Below are 16,250 nucleotides of genomic sequence, written 5' to 3'. Positions count from 1 at the left end.
ATGCTGCGATCGGCGACCATCCATCTAGGGCTGCCGTTGCCGACAGCCTCGTGCGGTCTACCCGCGGACTCGGGCGGGCCACCCTCGATCGTCCGCGCAGGTCCCGTCTCTCGACGAGGCCCTCTTGACCTTGCTCCGGGTGGGGTTTACCGAGCCGCCCCGGTCACCCGGGGCGCTGGTGGTCTCTTACACCACCGTTTCACCCTTGCCGTCGTCGTACCGAAGTACGCCGCCGGCGGTCTCTTCTCTGTGGCACTGTCCCGCGGGTCACCCCGGGTGGGCGTTACCCACCACCCTGCCCTGTGGAGCCCGGACCTTCCTCGAGGAGTCACCCCCTCGCGGCCGCCCGGCCAGCTCATCCGCGTCGATCCTATCGGTTCGAGGAGTGCGATGAGTACGGTCGGCTCATGACCGAACCCATCGTGATCGTCGGCGGCGGGCTCACCGCCGCGCACACCGCCAGCCAGCTCCGCGAGAGCGGGTACGACGGCGACATCGTGCTGTTCGCCGCGGAGCAGCACCTCCCCTACGAGCGACCACCGCTGTCCAAGGGGTACCTGCTCGGCAAGGACGAGCGCGACAAGGTCTTCGTGCACGACGCGACCTGGTACGTCGAGCACGACGTCGACGTCCGGGTCGGCACCGAGGTGGACGCCATCGATCCCGCCGGGCACACCGTCACGGCGGGCGGGGCGACGACGTCGTACTCCAAGGTGCTGCTCGCGACGGGAGCGTCCCCGCGGCGGCTGGCGGCGGCCGACGACAGCGGCGGACCCGTGGCCTACCTCCGCGTCATCGAGGACACCGAACGGCTCAAGGGCGCGTTTCGCGAGGGCGCCCGGATCGCGATCCTGGGCGCCGGCTGGATCGGCCTCGAGACGGCGTCCGCCGCGCGCGCGGCCGGGGCGGAGGTCACCGTGCTGGAGTCGCTCGACCTGCCGCTGCTGCGCGTGCTCGGGCCCGAGGTTGCGGCGGTGTTCGCGGACCTGCACCGCGAGCACGGCGTGGACCTGCGCCTGGGCGCGAAAGTGTCCGGGTTCGAGCGGTCCGGCGAGGGCATCACCCTGACGGTCGAGGGCGGCGACCCGGTCGAGGCCGACCTGCTGCTCGTCGGGATCGGTGCCGGGCCCAACACCGCGCTCGCCGAGGCGGCCGGTCTCGACGTCGACAACGGCGTCCTGGTCGACGAACACTTGCGCACCTCCGCCCCCGACGTGCTCGCCGCCGGCGACGTCGCCAACGCCTGGCACCCGGTGCTCGGCCGGCGGGTCCGCGTCGAGCACTGGGACAACGCGATCCAGCAGGGCAAGGCCGCCGCGCGCTCCCTGCTCGGCGAGGACGTCTCCTACGACCGGCTGCCGTACTTCTTCACCGACCAGTACGACCTCGGCATGGAGTACGTCGGACATGCCGACCCCGGCGACGTCGACGAGGTCGTGATCCGGGGCGACACGACCGGCGACCGGGTCTTCACGGCCTACTGGGTCAAGGACGGCACCGTCGTCGCCGGGATGCACGCCAACGACTGGGACGCCATCGACGGCATCCGCGAGCAGGTCGGTCAGCCGTTGAAGGACTGAACAACGATTCGTCTGCGGTCTATGGGGTGATTCACGCGGGAAGATCGCAGACGAATCGTTGTCACCCGGCGCAGCTCGCGAGCAGCATCCGGGTCGCCTGACGTTGCACGGTCAGCGGTGGCGGGACCAGCACGTTGGTGTCGACGGGGTCGTCGCGGCCGATCCGGACGCCGACGCGGAACGTGAACGGGGCCGTGGCCTGGCCGATGGCGTGCTCGTCGCACCGGTTGCCGGGCCGGATGCTCATCGGCACCCGAACCCGGTCGCGGCCGGGGGTGCTTCTCACGGGACGGGGCAGCTCGACGTCGTACAGCACCGACCCGCGCCCGTAGGTGACCGTCACCGGCTCCGGACCGCCCGTGCGGGTGAGGACGAGCGCCCCGTCGAGGGACTCGCGGCGCAGGTCGAGGGTCCAGCCGGGCGCGTAGTCGATGCGCACGTTGTCCTCCAGCAGCCGGTCCTGGCAGCCGCGCAGCCACAGTCGGCGCAGGAACTCCTGGCCGCTGCCGGTCAGCGGCTGCACCCGGGTCCCGTCCGCGGTCTGCACGACACCGGAGATCGGCTCGTCCCCGGCGTCACAGTCGGCCCGCGGCAGCAGCACGTGCAGGTCGAGGGTCTGGCCGGGCGCGAGGGTGTCGTCCTGAGGACGGGTGAACCGCTCGCCGTACCCCGACCAGCTCAGCCCCGCACCGGTCACCGACAGCGGCTCGTCCCCGGTGTTGACGACGCGCAGCAGACCCTTGCGGGTGCCCTCGTCGGGCAGCAGCTGGGTAAACCCGAGCTGCACCGAGATGTCGGCGGAGGCTTCGCGGGGTTGCTCGTCCTCTGACAGCGAGCAGCCGGCGGTCAACCCGAGTGCGAGAGCGCTCACGACCGCGACCCACCGTTTCGTCTGCGATCCGCCCGCGTGAATCACCCCAAAGACCACAGACGAATCGTTGTCAGAGCTCGAAGCGGACGGTCCTGGACTGCGGGTCGGCCTCGGTGAGGCGCACCTCGACGTCGGTGCCGAGCGGCAGCGGCGAGGACGAGGTGACGTGGGCCTCCACCGCGGGCTCCTGGATCACCACGTCGCCACGGGTGCGTTCCTTCTCGTCGACGGCGACCACCACGCCGGGGAACGACTGGCCGACGTGCGGACGCAGCACGGCGGCCTCCACGAGGTCGAGCACTGCGCGTTCGTAGGAGCTCGCCTTCTGCGAGCTGGCCTGCATGGTGGCGGGCAGGTCGTGCAGCTTGTCGTGCACCCAGTCCGGCACCTCGTCGCCGGTGCAGAGCGCCACGCACACCTCGGACGCGTAGCGGTCGGCGAGCCGGCGCAGCGGGGCGGTGACGTGGGCGTACTCCGAGGCGAGGGCCGAGTGCTCCGGCTGCGCGGGCACCTCCCCGTCGAAGCCGACGTACCCGGAGCCGCGCAGCAGCCGCGTGCAGGCGATCACCATCGCGGCGTGGCTGGGCTTCGCCGGGTCCAGCGACCGGATGAAGTCGGGGTAGAGCTGCTCGGCCGGCCAGACGATGCCGAGGGCGTGCGCAGTGCGGTGCAGGCGCTGTACGTCGCCGGGGTCGGGCGGCGGCAGCGTGCGCAGCAGGCCGACCCGCGCGTAGACCATCAGCGACGCCGCGGCCATCCCGGTGAGCAGGGAGATCTGGGCGTTCCACGCCTCGACCGGGAGCATCGTGCGGAACTGCAGCGCCCACCGGTCGCCATCGATGTCGATCTCCTGCTCGGGGAGCGGCAGCGACACCCCTCCGCGGGACGCCTCCCGCTTGATCCGCAGCTCGCCGACCTCGCGGAGCAGGTCGAACATCGGGTCCGCGGAGCCGGCGTCGAGCTGCTTCTGCACCGACGCGTAGTCGAGCTGGGCCCGGCTGCGCACCCGCGCCCGCACCACGTCGACGTCGGTGCCCTCGCCGGTCGAGTCGACCTTGATCGTCCAGAGCAGGGCCGGTCGCTCCTGGTCGGCGAGCAGCGACGCGGCGTCCTCCGACAGCACGGTCGGGTGCAGCGGCACCTTCGAGTCGGCGCCGTACAACGTCTCGCCGCGCCGGTTGGCCTCCACGTCCACCGGATCCCCCGGCGACACGAACGCGGCCACGTCGGCGATCGCGTAGTGCACCACGTAACCGTCGCCGTCGCGCTCGATGTGCAGCGCCTGGTCGAGGTCCAGGGCACCCTCAGGGTCCAGCGTCACGAACGGGATCTCGGTGCGGTCGAGCTCGGGCAGGCGGGGGCTCGCCGCCGCCGCGGCGGCCGCCTCCTCGACGTCGGCGGGGAACTCCGGGCTGACCCCGAGGTCGTCCTGGATGCTTCGGATCCCCTCGCGGAGCATGCCGCCGTCGGCCTGCAGGATCCTCACGACTCGTCTCGGCACTGACCTGGTCACCCCTCGAGATCGACAACTCCCGCCAGCATAGGGTGACCCGGTGCTGATCCTGCTGCCTCCGTCCGAGGGAAAGGCCGCTCCCCGCCGCGGACACTCCCTGCGGCTCGAGGGGCTGAGCTTCCCCGAGCTGTACGCCGCACGTGCGGGAATGATCGACGCGCTGACCACCCTGTGCGCCGGTGACCCGGAGGTCGCGGCACGCACGCTCGGTCTCGGCAGCACCCAGGCAGACGAGGTGGCGCGCAACGCCGCACTGCGGGACTCCCCCACCGCGCGGGCCGACGCGGTCTACAACGGCGTGCTCTACGAGGCGCTCGACGTCGCGAGCCTCGACGCCGGAGCCCGCCGCCGGGCCAACCGGTGGCTCGCGGTCACGTCGTCGCTGTTCGGGCTGGTGCGGCCCGGGGACCGGATCCCGGCGTACCGACTCGCCGGCGGGGTCAGCCTGTCCGGCACCGGACCGGTGGCCACCTACTGGAGCCGGCACCTCGACGCGGCGATGCGGCAGGCGGCGGGCCGCGGCCTGGTGGTCGACCTGCGCTCCTCGACGTACGTCCCGTTCTGGCGGCCGGCCCCCGACCTCGCCTCGAAGGTGGTCACGGTCCGCGTGCTGCACGAGGTGGGGGGTGTGCGCAGGGTCGTGTCGCACTTCAACAAGGCCACCAAGGGCCGGCTGATCCGCACGCTCGTCGACGACGGCAGCGCACCGTCGTCGCCGGCTCGCTTCGCCGACCACCTGGCCGCGCTCGGCTGGAAGACCGAGCTCGGCGCGCGCGCCAAGGGGGGCACCCGGCTCGACGTGGTCGTCTCCGACCTCTGACGGCCGGTCAGGCCTTCTCGACCTCGATGCCGACGATGCTGATCGGCTGGTTCGGCGCCTCGGGGCCGAGGGTGCCGCCGACGCCGCTCTCGGCGATCCGGTCGACGATGTCCATGCCCTCGGTGACCTTGCCGAAGATCGTGTAGCCGGTGCCGCCGTTGTCGGGTATCTGGCTGTCGTCGTAGACGATGAAGAACTGTCCGCCGTTGCTCTCCGGGTCGGTGCTGCGCGCCATCGCGAGCGTGCCGCGCGGGTACGCCGCGTCTGCGGGTGCGTTCTCGACGCCGAAGCCGTAGCCGGGGTTGCCGGTGCCGGTGCCGGTCGGGTCGCCGCACTGGAGCACGAAGATGCCGGACGGCACCAACCGGTGGCACGGGCTGCCGTCCCAGTAGCCCTCGCGGGCCAGGTGCAGGAACGACGCGACCGTCTGCGGCGCCTTGGTGCCGTCGAGCTCCATGACGATGTCGCCGCAGTTCGTGGTGACGGTCGCCGTCCAGACCGCGTCCTCGGCGAGCGCCTGGTCGGGCACCTCGTCGAACTGCTGCGGGGAGGCCGGCATGGCCGGCGGCTCGACGCACTCACCGGGCGGCGGCGGCTCGAACGAGGCGGCGGCGTCCTGGTCGCTCGCGGCCGGTTGCTCCTCCCCGCCGAGCATCTGCACGATCACCAGCGTGGCGATCAGGACGGCGGCGACGGCGGCCACGGCCAGCAGGGCCGCGCGGTTGCTGTTCGTCATCGGTTCATCTCTCCAGTCGCGCCATCGTGCGTCATCGCCCGATGAACGCGCTCTCCATCGGTCGGGCGTTGAACATGCGCATCGATGCCTGGCCGTCCGGGTACCACGAGACGACCGTCACCGACGCCGGCGCCAGCTCCATCCGGAACAGCGCCTCGAGCGGGGCGTCCAGCGCGAGCCGGACGAGCACCTTGATCGGGGTGACGTGGCTGACCGCCAGCACGGTCTTCCCCGGGTAGGCGGCGATCAGGCGGTCCCGGGTCCGGCGTACCCGGGTGTCGACCTCCGCGAACGACTCCCCTCCCCCGGTCGGCGCCACGTCGATCCCGCCCAGCCACGCCTCCAGGTCGTCGGCGTGGTGCTCCTGCACCTCGGCGAAGGTGAGCCCGTCCCAGGTGCCGAACGCCGCCTCGGCCAGACCCTCCTCGACGACGACCTCCTTGCCGAGCTGGCCGGCGATGATGGCGGCGGTCTCGCGGGTACGACGAAGCGGCGAGGCGACCACCGCGTCGATCTCCTCGGCCAGCGGCGCCAGCCACTCCGCGGTGGCGCCGACCTGGGCCTGGCCGTCGGCGTTGAGGCCCGGGTCGTCCCCGCCGAGCCCGCTGAACTTCTTGTCGCGCGTGTGCTCGGTCTCACCGTGCCGGACCAGGATCAGGATGGTCGGCTCGCCGATGTCGGGGTGCCAGCCGCGTGGTCGTGGCTTGTCGCTCTCGTCGACGGCCTTCGGTGCGGCGGTGCGGCGCGGGGGCTTGCCGGCCGCCGCGTCGAGGGCGTCGTTGAGGATCCGGTCGGCGTGGGCGTTCTCGGCGCGCGGGATCCAGGTGTAGACGGTGCCGAACGGCGCGAGCCGGTGTGCGGCCATCGCCAGCGGCTTCATGTCGGGGTGCTTGATCTTCCAACGGCCGGACATCTGCTCGACGACGAGCTTGGAGTCCATGCGGACCTCGAGGTCGGCCTCCGGGGCGTGCTCGTTGTAGAGCTCCAGGCCGGCGATCAGCCCGCGGTACTCGGCGACGTTGTTGGTGGCGATGCCGATGCACTCGGCCCGCTCGGCGATCGTCTCCCCGGTGCTCGCGTCCTTGAGGACCGCGCCGTACGCCGCATCGCCGGGGTTGCCCCGCGACCCGCCGTCGGCCTCGATGACGACCGACGTGTGTCCGTCCACCACCTCAGACTCCGGACTCCGACGTGCGGACCAGGATCCGGTTGCACTCCTCGCACCGGATCACCTCGTCGGAGGGTGCCTTGGCGATCACCGACAGGTCGGCGGCAGTGAGCTCGAGCGAGCAGCCGCCGCACCGGCGGGCCCGCAGCGGGGCCGCGCCGACGCCGTTCTTCTGCTGGCGCAGCCGGTCGTAGAGGGTGATGAGGTCGTCGGCCAGCCCGTCGGCCGTGGTCTTGCGCCGGCCGGCCACGTCGGCGAGCTCTGCGTCGATCTCGCCGGCCTTCTTGTCGCGGGCCGCCCGCAGCTCGGTGGCACGCCGGTCGAGGTTCTCGAGGTGGGCCTGCAGCTCGTCGAGGTCGGCCTGCGCGGTCTCGAGCTTCTCCATCACCTCGAGCTCGGTGTCCTCGAGGCTGGTGATCCGGCGCTCCAGCGAGACCAGCTCGCCCTGCATCCGCTCGAGGTCCTTGGGGTTGCTGACCAGCCCCTGGTCCATCCGCTGCTGGTCCCGGGTGCGGCGGGCCTTGACCTGCTCGACGTCGGCGTCGGCCCTGCGCTGCTCTCGGTTGAGGTCCTCGACGAGGATCCGAGCGTCGCGAGCCTGGCTGTCGAGATCGGCGCGCTCGACCTCCAGGGCGGCCAGCTCCTTGGCCTCCGGGATGGTGGCGAGCTGGTGCCGGAGCTGGTCGGCCCGGGAGTCGAGCTCCTGGAGGTCGAGCAGCCGGAGCTGGGAGAAGGCGTCGGCTTTCATCGGGGACCCCTCACGGGTGCGAGCGAAGCGGGTAGCCGGGTGGGGTGAGTCAGAGCGTGCTCCTGGTGTCGTCGGCGTGGCCGGGTGGTCGGTGGTCGACCCGGAACGTCCACGGGTCGGTGACGGTGGTGCTCACGCGGGTCTCCACCGTATCCCCCCGCTCCTGCAGCGCCCGCACCAACTTCCGTTCGGCGACGGGCAGCCAGGTCCACTCGGCGGCCCAGTGCGCGACGTCGACGAGGGCCGGCCCCTCGTGCTCGCGGAACTCCCCGGCGCGGTGGTGTCGCAGGTCGGAGGTGAGGTACACGTCCGCGTCCAGGCCCAGCACCGTGTCGAGCAGGAAGTCGCCCGAGCCGCCGGCCACCACGACGGTCTCGACCGGGCGGTCCGGGTCTCCGGACACGCGGACCCCGTGCGCGGTGGCCGGCAGCGCGTCACGGACCTGCTCGGCGAAGCCGCGCAACGTCGTCGGCGCCGCGAGCCGGCCGATCCTGCCGTGGCCGCGGTCGGACGGAGGCGCGTCGTTGGCCAGCTGGACGACGTAGTACGCCGGCTCCTCGTAGGGGTGCGCGTCCAGGAGGGCCGCCACGACCGACGTACGCCGGGAGCGCGGGAGCACCACCTCGACGCGCACCTCGGCGACGACCTCGGGGTCCCCAACCCGGCCCAGGGTCGGGTTCGCGCCCGCCAGCGGACGGAACCGGCCCTCGCCCGGCGTGGAGAAGGAGCAGCCGTCGTAGTCGCCGAGCCGGCCCGCGCCAGCGGCGGCGACCGCGGCGCGGACCCGGTCGGCGTCGGTCGCCGGCACGAAGAACGTCAGCTTGTCGAGACCATCTCGACCCAGGTCGACGACCACCCGGGGGTCGACGATCCCGACCGCGCGCGCGAGCGACTCGTTGACGCCGTCGGCGGGCACGTCGGCGTTGGTGTGCGCGGTCAGCAGCGCGATCCCGTCGCGGGCCAGCGCGTGCAGGACCTTCCCTTTCGGTGTGGTCGCCGCCATCGAATGCACCGGGGTGAGCAGCAGCGGGTGGTGCACGACGAGCAGGTCGGCTCCCCAGGTCTGCGCCTCGCGGACCACCTCGGGGGCCGGGTCCACGGCGAACAGCACCGAGCCGACGGGCTGGTCCGGGTCGCCGGACACCAGGCCGACGGCGTCCCACGACTCCGCCCAGGCCGGGTCGTACCACTCGTCGAGCAGCGCGACGACGTCGCGCAGCGTCACAGCCATGCGGCGCAGCCTATTGCCAGCCGATCTTCCTCACGAGCGTCATCGCGGTCAGCGGCTGGATGAGAGCGTTCTCATGGTCGTCTCACCTTGCTCCCACCGGGACGCGGCAGACTGTCGCCATGTCCTGGTTCTGGAAGGGCCTCGTGGTCCTCTTGCTGACGCTGCCGGTCGGAGCGTACGTCGCCGGCAGCCTGGCCGGCCCACGGGTCGTGCTTCCTGACCAGCGCCCGCCGGTCCTCGTCGACGACCCCACCCCGGCCGCCTCGAGCGGCTCCGGCACCCCCTCCCAGTCCCCGTCCGGGGGCCCGCGTGAGGACCGGGGTGGTCCAGGCGACGGGGACCGCAACGGGCGTGACGACGACCGGGACGACGATGACGACGACGATGACGACGACGTGCGGGTGGTGCGTCCCGACCCCGACGACCTCGACGACGATGACGACGACGAGGATCGTGGGGATGACAACGGGGGCGACGACGACGGAGACGACGACAGCGGACGCGGTGACGACGGCCCGGACAACGACTGAGCCCTCCGCCCACGCGGGAGGGCTCTCCGGCATCTCGGTCCGCACCCGCCTGATCACGGTCGTCGCGCTGCTGACCGGCTTGGCACTGGCCGCCGCGGGCGGACTCGTCTACGCACTCGAGTCGGCTCGCATCGAGGACCAGGTGCGGGCGCAGGTCGAGCAGGAGGTCGAGGAGTTCCGCAACCTGCAGCAGGGCCTCGACCCGGACACCGGCCGCCCGTTCACCAGCGTCGCGACCCTCATCGAGCTGTTCCTGCGACGCAACGTCCCCGACGACAACGAGGCCTTGGTCGGGTTCTGGGACGGCCGCGCCCGGGTGTCGTCGGAATCGCCGCACGCGCCGTACACCACGTCCGCCCAGCTCACGCGCGTCGTCACGGCCCGCCTGGAGAACGGCGGCACCGAGCGGCTCGACTCGTCGTTCGGCGACGTGGTCGTGACCGTCGTGCCGGTGAGCAACGCCGAGACCGCCGGGGCGCTGGTCGTGCTGAACTTCATGCAGGACGCGTACGGCGAGCTCTACCAGGTGCTGCGGACCTACTTCATCGTGTCCGCGCTGCTGCTGCTGATCGTCACCGGCGTGGCGGCGTGGCAGGCCGGCCGGCTGCTGGCCCCGCTGCGCACGCTGCGGGAGACCGCCCAGGAGATCTCCGAGACCGACCTGTCCCGGCGGATCACGGAGACCGGCAACGACGACATCACCGCCTTGACGCGCACCGTCAACGCGATGCTCGAGCGGCTCGAGCGCGCGTTCACCGGGCAGCGACAGTTCCTCGACGACGCCGGCCATGAGCTGAAGACGCCGCTCACCGTGCTGCAGGGTCACCTCGAGCTGATGGACACCTCCGACGCGACCGAGGTCGACGCGACCCGGGAGCTGCTGCTCGACGAGGTGGACCGGATGTCCCGGCTGGTCAACGAGCTGATCATGCTGGCCAAGACCGACCGGCCGGACTTCTTCCAGTTCGAGCCGGTCGACCTGGCGCCGTACCTCGACACCGTGCTGGAGAAGTGCCGCGCCCTCGGTCCGCGCGAGTGGGTGCTCGACGAGGCGGTTGCGCAGACCGCGGTGATCGACCAGCAGCGGATCACCCAGGCGCTCCTGCAGCTGGCCCAGAACGCGGTCAAGCACACCGACGCGGGAGACGAGATCGGCCTGGGCGCACGGGTCGACCCCGACCGCGAGCTGCGCCTGTGGGTGCGCGATACCGGGCCCGGGGTCGCCGACGACGCCAAGACGCAGATCTTCGACCGATTCTCCCGCGACCGGGTCCGCGACGACGACGAGGGCTTCGGGCTCGGCCTGTCGATCGTCGCCGCGATCGCCCGCGCGCACGGCGGCACCGCCCGTGTCGACGACGCGCCCGGTGGTGGCGCCGTCTTCACGCTGGTGCTCCCGCTCTCCCGGAAGGACGACACATGGCCCGCATCCTGATCGTCGAGGACGAGCAGCGGATCGCCTCGTTCATCGCCAAGGGCCTCACGGCCGAGGGGCACACCACCGTCACTGTCGGCGACGGCGCGGACGGTCTCGACCACGCGCTCAGCGACGAGTTCGACCTGATGGTCCTCGACATCGGGTTCCCCCGGCTGTCGGGCTTCGACGTGCTCGACCAGCTGCGCGCGCAGGGCAGCAGGATGCCGGTCATCGTCCTGACCGCGCGAGACTCGGTGACCGACACCGTGTCCGCGCTGGACAGCGGTGCCGACGACTACATGAGCAAGCCGTTCCGGTTCGCTGAGCTGCTCGCCCGCGTGCGGGTGCGGCTGCGGCAGGCCCAGGAGACCACCGGGCCCGCGGACGACCTGCTCACCGTCGGCTCCGTGTCGCTCGACCTGCGCACCCGCCGCGCGACGGTCGCCGGCAAGGAGGTCGACCTGTCGGCGCGCGAGTTCCGGCTCGCCGAGATCTTCCTGCGCAACGCCGGCATGGTGCTGTCCAGGGAGCAGCTGCTCGACCTGGTGTGGGGTTACGACTTCGACCCGGGGTCCAACGTGGTCGACGTGTACGTCGGCTACCTGCGCAAGAAGCTCGGCACCTCGACGATCAGCACCGTCCGCGGCGTGGGGTACCGCCTCGACGTGCGGTCCTGAGTTCCGTGGGGGGCCAATTACCACGGTCCCGTGGTAAACGACCGCTCCCCGCGGTGATATCACCACGGGGAGCGGAAGATCCTCTGGGTACCCAGTGAATTGACCAGCCGGCCTCAGCGCACCTTCCACCCCGCAAGACGCCCCCGGGGGGCACGTTCCAGGGCAGGCTGCAGGCCCTCGGCGAGCTCGTGCGGCAGCGGCCGGTTCGCCGGGTCGGGCTCGAGACAGGCCAGCACGATCTTCGACACGTCGGCCGCGATGGTGTCGGGCAGGGAGAAGGCGAGGTTGGCCAGTTGCGGGAACCGGTCCGCGGCGGCATCCGCCTCCGGGTCGCCCTCGTCGAAGGGCCGGTAGCCGGCGATCGCGTGGAACAGCGTCGCGCCGACACCCCAGATGTCCGAGGCGAAGCCGGGCGTGCCGCTGGTGGGCGGGTCGCACTGCTCCGGCGCCATGTAGGCGTCGGTTCCCACCGCGAAGTCGAGCTTCGCCGCGTCCTCGACCGGGCGCGCGACGCTCAGGTCGATCAGCCGGGCCGGTGCGCCCATGATCACGTTGCTGGGCTTGATGTCGAGGTGCACCAGACCCCGCCGCCGGAAGTAGTGCATCGCCGAGGCCAGCTCGATGCCGAGCGGGAGGTACTGCTGCTCCGGCAGCGGCCCGTAGCGGCGGATCAGCGTCGAGAGCCGCGGCCCGTCGATCGCCTCGAGCACCAGGTGCGGACGGTCGCCGTCGAGCACCGCCCGCAGACCACGCGCGACGGCGTGGTGGTTGACCCTGGACAGCGCGTCGACCTCCCGGGCCAGACCGCGCAGGCTCGACTCGTCGTCGACCCGGTGCGGCCGGACCACCTTGACCACCGTCGGCGCGTAGGTGACGTCGTCGAAGGCCAGGTAGGCCTCGTACGTCGTACCGCCGCCGAGCAGCTTGATCGCGGTCAGGTCGTCGGTGATGGCGTCGCCCTCGGCGAAGCCCCAGCCGTCCGCGGGAATGTCGGCACGCGTGCCCATGGTCGTCCTTCCAGCCCCGGCCCGCTCAGCCGCGGGTGTCGTTGCGGGACTTGTCGTTGGTGAGGTCGGCCGTCAGGTCCCGGGTCAGGTCACCGCCGTCGCGCGTCCAGTCGCGGGTCATGTCGCCCCGGCTGATGTCCCGGTCGCGGCTCACGGCGGTGACGCGCGAGTTGGTGCCGTCGGCGCGCGACCGGCTGTTCCCGGTGTTGTCACCGCCACCGGTACGAGTCCGGGTCCGGGTGTTGGTGTCGTCGTCGTCGTTGTCGTCGGCGGCCAACGCCAGGCTGCTCGTCTTCTCCTCGCGCTTCACGTATGCGTCGGTGCCCGAGTCGTCGGCCACCGCCGAGGCGTTGAGACCGAGTACGCCGAGCGAGACGCCTCCGGCCAGGGCGAGGGTGCTGAGCGAGATGAGTGTCTTCTTCATTGGATTCCCCTTCCGCGGGCCGGAGCCCGTCATGTGTTGCTGACGGGGAACACTTTGCGGGGGGCCGATGAAGGTGGTGTGAGGCACGGATGAGACCACTCTCATCAACACATGCGGGGCACGGATGGTGGGCGCAGGCAGCGGTCCTCAGCGGACAACCTCTTGTTCCCCCAGCCGGAGGAGTTCGATGAGGTCGGTAATGTGTTCGAAAGTGTGTGCGCCACGCTCGGACAACCGGTCAGCGGGATTCAGGCCACCGGCGAACCCATTGCAGCGCATTCCCGCGGCCCGCGCCGCCTCGGCGCCGAAGGGGCTGTCCTCGACCACGAGGCGGTCTTCGGGAGCGGTCCCCAGGGTCCGCGCGGCGTGGAGGAAGAGGTACGAGGACGCCGTCGCAGTCGAAAACCGAGGTCCGTCAACCGCGAAGAATCCCAGCATCCAATGGTCCGGACAAGCGCGGCCGTTTTGCGCTCGCCGATCCAACTCCACGAAGCAGTGGGCGATCGAGGACGTAGTTGATGTCTCGGGGACGAGGTGGATGCCGTTGTCGCCACTGGAACGGCTCTCTTCAGCCGCCCCTTCTGGCTACACGTACCCGTTGACACCGCGGAGCTGGTGGTAGGCGTTCACGCCCGCCGAGGTCAGCGGCGCGGCGAGAATCGCCCCCATCACACCGAAGAGCATGGTTCCCGTGGTGACGGTAAGAAGCACAACCAGCGGGTGCAGGCGCAGGCGAGTTCCAAACGCAAACGGCTCGACCAGGTTCTGGATCGTGTTGTTCGCCAACAGGACGATCGCCAGCATCGCTATCGCAACGCCGAGCCCGCCCGCCCCGAAGGCGATCAGCACGGCAAACGCCCCAGCGACGAACGCACCGAGGTAGGGCACGTAGCTGGTAATGAACGACACCAGAGCGATCGTGCCGACGAGCGGAACGCCGAGAACCACGGCGCCGATGGCGACGACGACCGCGTTGGCCGCACCGATGAGGCTCAGGCCGGCGGCGTACCCGCGGAAGGCGCTCACCGTTCCGTCGAGGATGTTCTGACCCACCTCAGGCGGTAGGCCGAGGTGAGCGGAGGTCCATCCCGTGATCTGGGCCCAGTCCTTCAGCAGGAACAGCAGCATGAAGATGCCGAGGACCGTTCCGACGACGAAACCGCTGGCGGAGCTGAAGAGGGACCCGAGGACCCCGGAGGTGAGCAGACGGACCACTTCGTGGGCCGCGCCGATGAGCTCGTCGGAGGTGACATCCAAGGGTGCGCTGTCGTTGTCGACCCGCTGGATTGAGCCCTGTATCCGGGCCCAGATCTCGTCACTCTGGCTCGTGATCGCGCTGACGACCACGGCGACCGTGGCCACGACGAGCCATATGCCGATGATGAGGACGAGTGTGGCGCCGAGCCACCTCGGCACCCGCCATCGCTCGAGACGGTCGGCGAGCGGGACCAGGATGGCCGCCAGCACTGCGGAGATCGCTAGCGGAATGGCTACCTCCGCGACGAGTGCGATTAGGAACAGCACAAGGGCAAGAACTCCGGCGATGCCCAACGTCAACCACGCCCCGACGCCGAGGGTCCGGAACCAAGTCGGCGTCTCGAAACCCGCGATCCCGCGCTGCGCCGCGGCTGCGACCCCCCGATGGGTCGAGGCCCCCTCGTCAGCTCCCGTCACGTGAGCTCCTCGCCGGCAAGTAGTCAGGAGCGTCGAGTCTGACATACGGGTGTGGCGAAATCGGGACGAAACCGCAAGCGCCCTCGCATCCCACATGGCCGAAGGTCCTCGGCCGCTCGCGAATGGCCGCCGGCGACTGCGATGCTGCTTGGCATGGATCAGGTACTCGCTCAACTGATCCCGGTGGCGGCCGCGGCGGCGCTGAGCACGGTGCCCATCACCGCCACGATTTTCATCCTGCTCTCGGAGAGACGGGGCGCAGCCGCGCTCCCGTTCCTCTCAGGGTGCGTGCTCGGAACGGCGGCCGGGGTCACTCTTGCCACGCTCGCGACGCAGGCGCTTCCCGGCCGACCACGAAGGTTGGACTCGTTGATCGGCTCTCTCGAGATCCTGGTCGGCAGCGCCCTTGTCGCAATGGGGCTGTTCACCCTGGTTCGGCACGCGCGCACATCGCCCATCCAACGGCCGGGCTGGATCGAGAGCATCGGCTCCTTCGGCCCACTCCCCGCCTTCGGCATAGGGCTGGCGCTCAACGTCCGACCAAAGGCGTTGCTGTTGTTCGCCGCTGCGAGCCTGGCGATCAGCAGTGCTCGCCTGAGCGTCGACGACAGCCTGATCATGATCGCCGTCTACACCGCGATCGCCACCTCGACCGTGGTGGTGCCTACCCTGGCAACCGTCCTCTTTCCCACCCGCATGGAGCCGCGACTGGTCGTGGCACGGGACTGGGTCAGCGCCCACGGGCCGGCTGTCACCGGCGTCGCCATGATCCTCATCGGGGTCGTCGTCACCGGCGCAGGGATCCGCGGTTGACGAGTGGGGCCGTTGTTCCCCGGGCAGCTCGCAGTTTCCCGTCACCGGCAAGGCTGCCAACCCAGATTTGGGGCGGCTCTCTGTCACTGGCAGCGGTAGGACGAAGCTCCATCATCGGGGCGCCTCATACGAATGCGAACGTGGCTCACACCGTGCGGTTGTGCGGCGGGTCAAACTCGAACTCGTCGACCGAGTCTCACCCAGCGCCGCGCCTCGTTGGAGCTGACCGCGATGAGAATGAGGACAGTGATCGCCGCGTTCGCTAACACGAGGAACTTGACCTCAGCGACGGCACTGAGGTCGATCAGCTGCGTGACCGCCTCCACGGTGCATGCGACCATGAGGGCGGTCCTTGCCCAGGCATGGTGAGCGAGCATGAACACCCACAGGCCAATAAGGAACAAGGCACCGACGCCCATCACCGTCAGCTCGAGGGTCGACGCGTGAGCCGGGGGGCTATCCCCCCCGAGGATCGCAAGAAAAACAGCGATCAGTGCTATCGCGGCCTTGGCCATGCTCATCACCCCGGCGGCGAGGAGGCTCGGCGGCGGCACCCGGTGGGACACCGCACGCGACAACGCATCGGTCGCGGGCTCCACCTGGTCCGGCTCCTGCGCATGGACGCTGGTCAGGTCCAGAATCGGCAGGCTACCGTCGGTGCGCAGGACGTCGCCTCCGCCGTTGCGAGTGGTGAAGGCGTTGGAATACTCCTTGATGACGCGCAGGGAAGCCTTCGGCTCGACGTACAAGACCGTGTTGATGACGTAGTCGCGCTCGATGTCGATGTCGGCGTCCACGCGGTGCGTCACCTGGAGGGTGAACAGGGAAATGCCCACTGCCCTGTCATACGTCGCAGCGGCCAACCACCCCACCTGGAACCCCCCGGGCAGCTTCCAGCCGTCAGGGACCGGCCAGAAACGCACGTGGTGGCGTTGGGAGGCGTTGCCGTCCACCTCCTGCTGATAGGCGAAAGCCTGCCGCTGCCCGAAGAGGAACAATGAGGAGACCGGAGCCTCAGGGTAGGGACGGCGAAGCACCGAC

At 70.6% G+C, this 16,250-nt stretch carries 16 protein-coding genes and 1 other RNA gene; 6 read left to right on the top strand and 11 right to left on the bottom strand.

The genetic code is table 11. The annotated features are described in order from the left end of the window. Positions 1–358, bottom strand: an RNA gene (gene rnpB, locus VFH10_RS16455) — RNase P RNA component class A; the annotation flags it as partial. 49 nt (positions 359–407) lie between these two features. Here rnpB and VFH10_RS16450 point away from each other — a divergent pair. Beyond that, on the top strand, positions 408–1,580 hold the full coding sequence (locus VFH10_RS16450) for an NAD(P)/FAD-dependent oxidoreductase (RefSeq protein ID WP_325130480.1): 1,173 nt from the start codon (positions 408–410) through the stop codon (positions 1,578–1,580). 61 nt (positions 1,581–1,641) lie between these two features. Here the strand turns inward: VFH10_RS16450 and VFH10_RS16445 are convergent, their stop codons facing one another. Both VFH10_RS16445 and VFH10_RS16440 read right to left on the bottom strand, forming a co-directional pair. Further along, positions 1,642–2,451 (bottom strand): hypothetical protein, encoded by an 810-nt coding sequence (locus tag VFH10_RS16445; RefSeq protein WP_325130478.1) that lies wholly within the window; start codon positions 2,449–2,451, stop codon positions 1,642–1,644. A 70-nt stretch (positions 2,452–2,521) separates the two neighbouring features. Beyond that, on the bottom strand, positions 2,522–3,937 hold the full coding sequence (locus VFH10_RS16440) for an RNB domain-containing ribonuclease (RefSeq protein WP_325130476.1): 1,416 nt from the start codon (positions 3,935–3,937) through the stop codon (positions 2,522–2,524). Positions 3,938–4,004: 67 nt separating this feature from the next. Here VFH10_RS16440 and VFH10_RS16435 point away from each other — a divergent pair, with 67 nt between their 5' ends. Further along, positions 4,005–4,784: a peroxide stress protein YaaA gene (locus VFH10_RS16435; RefSeq protein WP_325130474.1), complete on the top strand. Its 780-nt coding sequence runs from the start codon at positions 4,005–4,007 to the stop codon at positions 4,782–4,784. Between the two features lie 7 nt (positions 4,785–4,791). Here the strand turns inward: VFH10_RS16435 and VFH10_RS16430 are convergent, their stop codons facing one another. Genes VFH10_RS16430 through VFH10_RS16415 form a run of 4 tightly spaced genes read right to left on the bottom strand, consistent with a single transcriptional unit; the run spans position 4,792 to position 8,667 of the window. Then, the gene (locus VFH10_RS16430) at positions 4,792–5,520 is read right to left on the bottom strand and encodes a peptidylprolyl isomerase (protein WP_325130472.1); all 729 of its coding nucleotides are present in this window, start codon (positions 5,518–5,520) and stop codon (positions 4,792–4,794) included. A 31-nt stretch (positions 5,521–5,551) separates the two neighbouring features. Further along, the gene (locus tag VFH10_RS16425) at positions 5,552–6,688 is read right to left on the bottom strand and encodes a bifunctional RNase H/acid phosphatase (protein WP_325130470.1); all 1,137 of its coding nucleotides are present in this window, start codon (positions 6,686–6,688) and stop codon (positions 5,552–5,554) included. Positions 6,689–6,692: 4 nt separating this feature from the next. After that, the gene (locus VFH10_RS16420) at positions 6,693–7,436 is read right to left on the bottom strand and encodes a zinc ribbon domain-containing protein (RefSeq protein ID WP_325130468.1); all 744 of its coding nucleotides are present in this window, start codon (positions 7,434–7,436) and stop codon (positions 6,693–6,695) included. 49 nt (positions 7,437–7,485) lie between these two features. Next, the gene (locus VFH10_RS16415; protein ID WP_325130466.1) at positions 7,486–8,667 is read right to left on the bottom strand and encodes a Nif3-like dinuclear metal center hexameric protein; all 1,182 of its coding nucleotides are present in this window, start codon (positions 8,665–8,667) and stop codon (positions 7,486–7,488) included. A 119-nt stretch (positions 8,668–8,786) separates the two neighbouring features. On the opposite strand from VFH10_RS16415, the gene VFH10_RS16410 reads away from it, so the two are divergent. The 3 genes from VFH10_RS16410 to VFH10_RS16400 are packed head-to-tail and all read left to right on the top strand — an operon-like array spanning position 8,787 to position 11,291. Then, positions 8,787–9,197, top strand: a complete 411-nt coding sequence (locus VFH10_RS16410) for a hypothetical protein (protein ID WP_325130464.1) — start codon at positions 8,787–8,789, stop codon at positions 9,195–9,197. Continuing rightward, positions 9,127–10,632: a HAMP domain-containing sensor histidine kinase gene (locus VFH10_RS16405; protein ID WP_325130463.1), complete on the top strand. Its 1,506-nt coding sequence runs from the start codon at positions 9,127–9,129 to the stop codon at positions 10,630–10,632. The genes VFH10_RS16410 and VFH10_RS16405 overlap by 71 nt, the downstream gene beginning before the upstream one ends. Continuing rightward, positions 10,617–11,291: a response regulator transcription factor gene (locus VFH10_RS16400; RefSeq protein WP_325130461.1), complete on the top strand. Its 675-nt coding sequence runs from the start codon at positions 10,617–10,619 to the stop codon at positions 11,289–11,291. The genes VFH10_RS16405 and VFH10_RS16400 overlap by 16 nt, the downstream gene beginning before the upstream one ends. Positions 11,292–11,404: 113 nt before the next feature. Here the strand turns inward: VFH10_RS16400 and VFH10_RS16395 are convergent, their stop codons facing one another. From VFH10_RS16395 to VFH10_RS16380, 3 genes are all read right to left on the bottom strand, one after another. After that, positions 11,405–12,298, bottom strand: a complete 894-nt coding sequence (locus VFH10_RS16395) for a serine/threonine-protein kinase (RefSeq protein ID WP_325130459.1) — start codon at positions 12,296–12,298, stop codon at positions 11,405–11,407. Positions 12,299–12,323: 25 nt separating this feature from the next. Next, positions 12,324–12,722 (bottom strand): hypothetical protein, encoded by a 399-nt coding sequence (locus VFH10_RS16390; RefSeq protein WP_325130457.1) that lies wholly within the window; start codon positions 12,720–12,722, stop codon positions 12,324–12,326. Positions 12,723–13,307: 585 nt separating this feature from the next. Beyond that, a complete protein-coding gene (locus VFH10_RS16380; RefSeq protein WP_325130453.1) occupies positions 13,308–14,396 on the bottom strand; it encodes an AI-2E family transporter in 1,089 nt (362 codons plus the stop codon). A gap of 141 nt (positions 14,397–14,537) precedes the next feature. On the opposite strand from VFH10_RS16380, the gene VFH10_RS16375 reads away from it, so the two are divergent. Then, complete coding sequence (locus tag VFH10_RS16375; protein WP_325130451.1) at positions 14,538–15,209, top strand: GAP family protein; 672 nt, start codon at positions 14,538–14,540, stop codon at positions 15,207–15,209. 170 nt (positions 15,210–15,379) lie between these two features. On the opposite strand, the gene VFH10_RS16370 is transcribed toward VFH10_RS16375, so the two are convergent. After that, positions 15,380–16,250: LssY C-terminal domain-containing protein (locus VFH10_RS16370; RefSeq protein WP_325130449.1), on the bottom strand; the 871-nt coding region annotated here is incomplete at its 5' end.

It is taken from the genome of Nocardioides sp. (assembly GCF_035697785.1).
Taxonomy (GTDB): Bacteria; Actinomycetota; Actinomycetes; order Propionibacteriales; family Nocardioidaceae; genus Nocardioides_B.
Note: the sequence above shows the minus strand (reverse complement) of the source record. Positions and strands in the feature narration are given on the sequence as shown.